This is a genomic window from Bradyrhizobium sp. (assembly GCF_016462955.1).
Classification (GTDB): domain Bacteria; phylum Pseudomonadota; class Alphaproteobacteria; order Rhizobiales; family Xanthobacteraceae; genus Bradyrhizobium.
In genome coordinates, this window is the sequence record NZ_JAEMSD010000217.1 from 1 (window position 1) to 3,151 (window position 3,151).

General features: G+C 63.5%; 5 protein-coding genes. 4 read left to right on the forward strand and 1 reads right to left on the reverse strand.

Features of this window, described 5'->3' with window-relative positions; all coding sequences use genetic code 11:
- The 4 genes from JHD07_RS21310 to JHD07_RS21325 all read left to right on the forward strand — a co-directional run.
- Positions 1–212, forward strand: a 212-nt coding sequence (locus tag JHD07_RS21310) for a fructose-bisphosphatase class II (protein WP_291625467.1), incomplete at its 5' end; no start/stop codon positions are given.
- A 164-nt stretch (positions 213–376) separates the two neighbouring features.
- Positions 377–1,096, forward strand: coding sequence for a haloacid dehalogenase type II (locus JHD07_RS21315; protein ID WP_291625468.1), 720 nt, complete (start codon positions 377–379; stop codon positions 1,094–1,096).
- Positions 1,097–1,510: an ASCH domain-containing protein gene (locus JHD07_RS21320; RefSeq protein WP_291625470.1), complete on the forward strand. Its 414-nt coding sequence runs from the start codon at positions 1,097–1,099 to the stop codon at positions 1,508–1,510.
- A 28-nt stretch (positions 1,511–1,538) separates the two neighbouring features.
- Complete coding sequence (locus JHD07_RS21325) at positions 1,539–2,015, forward strand: DUF4269 domain-containing protein (protein WP_291625472.1); 477 nt, start codon at positions 1,539–1,541, stop codon at positions 2,013–2,015.
- Positions 2,016–2,079: 64 nt separating this feature from the next.
- Here JHD07_RS21325 and JHD07_RS21330 read toward each other — a convergent pair whose 3' ends face one another.
- Positions 2,080–3,051, reverse strand: coding sequence for an MBL fold metallo-hydrolase (locus JHD07_RS21330; protein WP_291625474.1), 972 nt, complete (start codon positions 3,049–3,051; stop codon positions 2,080–2,082).
- Positions 3,052–3,151: the final 100 nt, after the last annotated feature.

Here is a 3,151-nt window from a genome sequence, read left to right on the forward strand (position 1 = left end):
ATCCCAAGATGATCTACGGCATCGAGGACATGGCGCGCGGCGACTGCCTGTTCGCCGCCACCGGCGTCACCACGGGCTCGCTGCTGTCAGGGGTCAAATTCCGCAAGGACGGCGTGATCGAGACCGAGACGGTGGTGATGCGCTCCGTCACCGGCACCGTGCGTTACATCAAGGCCGAACACCGCCAGTTGGAGAAGTTCCACCTGGATTGAGCTAGGCAATCAGCTTGCCGTCATTCCGGGGCTCGCGTAGCGAGAGCCCGGAATCCATCCGACGGCAAACTCAGACGGGAGATGGATTCCGGGCTCCCCGGGCCGCGCTTCGCGCGATCCCGGCGCCCCGGAATGACCAACGATAAGAACACGAGGAACCGCCCATGTCAGATCTCTCCGCCGTCAAAGCCCTGGTCTTCGATGTGTTCGGCACGGTGGTGGACTGGCGCACCAGCCTGATCACCGACTTCATGTGGTGGGCGAAGGGCCGCGGCATCACGGCCGACTGGACCGCGCTCGTCGACGGTTGGCGCGGCATGTACATGGCTTCGATGGACGACGTGCGCCAGCATCCCGAGCGCGGCTATGTCATGCTCGACGATCTGCATCGCCGTTCGCTGGAAAAGCTGGTCGAGCAATTCGCGATCAAGGGCCTCACCGAAGCCGATCTCGATTATCTCACCAAGGGCTGGCACCGCCTGCATCCCTGGCCCGACAGCGTCGCCGGCCTCACGCGGCTGAAGTCGAAATTCGTCATCGCGCCGCTCTCGAACGGCAATGTCGCGCTTCTCACCAACATGGCGAAGTTCGCTGGCCTGCCGTGGGACCTCATCATGTCGGCCGAACTGTTCGAGCACTACAAGCCCGATCCGGAGACTTATCTCGGAGCAGCCAAGCTGCTCTGCCTGAAGCCGGACGAGGTGATGATGGTCGCGGCCCACAATGGCGATCTCGCCGCCGCGCAGAAGAACGGGCTGAAGACCGCTTTCGTGGCGAGGCCGACCGAGTACGGACCGCTCCAGAAGGTCGACTTCGAGGCGACCGGCAATTGGGACATCGTCGCGAAGGATTTTGGCGGTATCGCGGACAAGCTGGGGTGCTAGGTGGGCAAGCGGATTGCCGAGCCGTATCAGCATCTGCGAACATTCGCGTTCGGCGACAGTCCTGGACTAGCGGACGAATTGGTCGAGCTCGTCGTCAAGGGTATCAAGACCGCGTCTTGCAGCACCGGGGACGAGCCGAACACGTCTATGCCCGGTGAACGCTGGGTCGTTCTCGACGGGAGAGGAGAGCCGCGCTGCGTCATCGAAACCATCGAGGTGACATACCGGCGGTTCGATGAGGTCGATGATGCGTTTGCGCACGAGGAGGGAGAGGGGGATCGGAGCCTGGCCCATTGGCGCCGTGCCCATCAGTCCTATTTCGGCCGCCTCGGGCGATACAGCGACGACATGTTGCTGATGTGCGAGCGTTTTCGCCTGATAGAGGTCTTCGGCGATGCCGAGACAAGTCGCTAGCTACGAAGCCGCGATCGGCTGTTCGGGATTGCTGGATGAGCTGCGGGAGTTCGATCCCCGCGTGGTCGGGACGCTGCCCTTGGGGCTCTCGACGCCAACGAGCGATATCGATGTCGTCTGCCATGTCAGGGACGCGGCGGCTTTCGCCGAAGCTGTCTGGCGGCGGTACCGCTGCTGTGACGGGTTTGCGATCTACCAATGGCGCTCCAGCCGGCGGCCCGTGATCGTCCGCTTCGAATGGGATGGTTGGCCGTTCGAATTGTTCGGCGATCCGCGGCCGGTCGATCAGCACGAGGGCTGGCTGCACTTCGAGGTCGAGCGAAGATTGCTCGCGCTCGACGACGGCTCCCTGCGCAAAGCGGTGGCCGGACTGAGGGCGCGCGGGATGAAAACCGAGCCTGCATTTGCCGCGGTGCTCGGCATCGCCGGAGACCCGTATGTCGGATTGCTGGCCCTGGCCCGTGAGAGCGACACTGATCTGCGGGCGCGCCTGGAGCGTCTATAAAGCGCGCCTCAATCGATCGCCGGTCCGGACAGCGCCTGCGCCGCCCGGACCGGACCTGATTGACCTACAACGTCATCTTCATCGGCTCGGGATAGTAGCGGAAACCATCTCCGGCCTTGGCGACATGGCCATAGCCCGGCCAGGCGAAGTGATAAGACATCACCGGGATCTTATTGCTGGCCAGCATCGTCAGCAGCTTGACGCGCGACTCGGCCGCCTGCTTCGGGTCGGAGTCGTAGGAGAACTCCATCCGCGGCTTTTCCAGCAGCAGCACCGAATGGTGCGAGAGATCGCCGAGGAAGGCGAACGACTTGCCGGCCGATGAGACCATGAAGATGGTATGGCCGACGGTGTGGCCGGGCGCGGCGATCGCCTGCACGCCGGGCAGGAACTCCTGGCCGTCCTTGAAGAACACGATGCGGTCGCGCACGGGGAGCAGGTTCTTGCGGGCGTGAACGACGAAGTCTTTGGCCGCGCTGCCAAGCTTGCCCTCGTCGGTCCAGAAGTCGAAATCGCTCTGGGCAATGTAGACCTGCGCGTTCGGAAACAGCGGCTTGCCACCCTCGTCGACGATGCCGCCGATATGGTCGATATGGGCATGTGAGCAGACCACGGCGTCGATGTCTTCCGGCTTGATGCCGGCCTCGGTCATGCTCTTCTGCTGCCGCCCGGTGCTGGCGCCGAACATTTTTGATGAGCCCATGCCGGTGTCGAACAGGATGAGCTTGTCGCCGGTGTTGACGATCGGGGAATTCTGTTCGAGCACGACGTTGTCCGGCGACAGGAAGTTGTCCGCCAGCATCTTCTTCACCTCTTCCTTGGGAACGCCGGTGAAGGTCCCCGAGGGATCGCCGAGCGGCAGCGGCCCGTCGGATACGACGGTCACCTCGGCATCGCCGAGAACGAAGCGGTGCCAGTAGGGCGTCTGGGTGCCGAGCTTGGGGGCCCGCGCCAGCGCGCTGCTGCCGAGCATGGTACTGGCACCGAGGCCCGCACCGAGTGCGAGCAGGGATCGACGTGAGACATCGAGTGACATGCGTTTCCTCACCTTTTTTGACCTTGCGCGATTGTTCGCGCCTTGTGTTCGGCCTGAGCCGGCAGCGGGATGCTGCGCTGGTTCGGACCAGCTAGCAAGT

Coding starts and splice junctions, on each gene's coding strand:
- JHD07_RS21315 (WP_291625468.1), top strand. CDS start 377: ATGTCAGATCTCTCCGCCGTCAAAGCCCTGGTCTTCGATGTGTTCGGC.
- JHD07_RS21330 (WP_291625474.1), bottom strand. CDS start 3,051: ATGTCACTCGATGTCTCACGTCGATCCCTGCTCGCACTCGGTGCGGGC.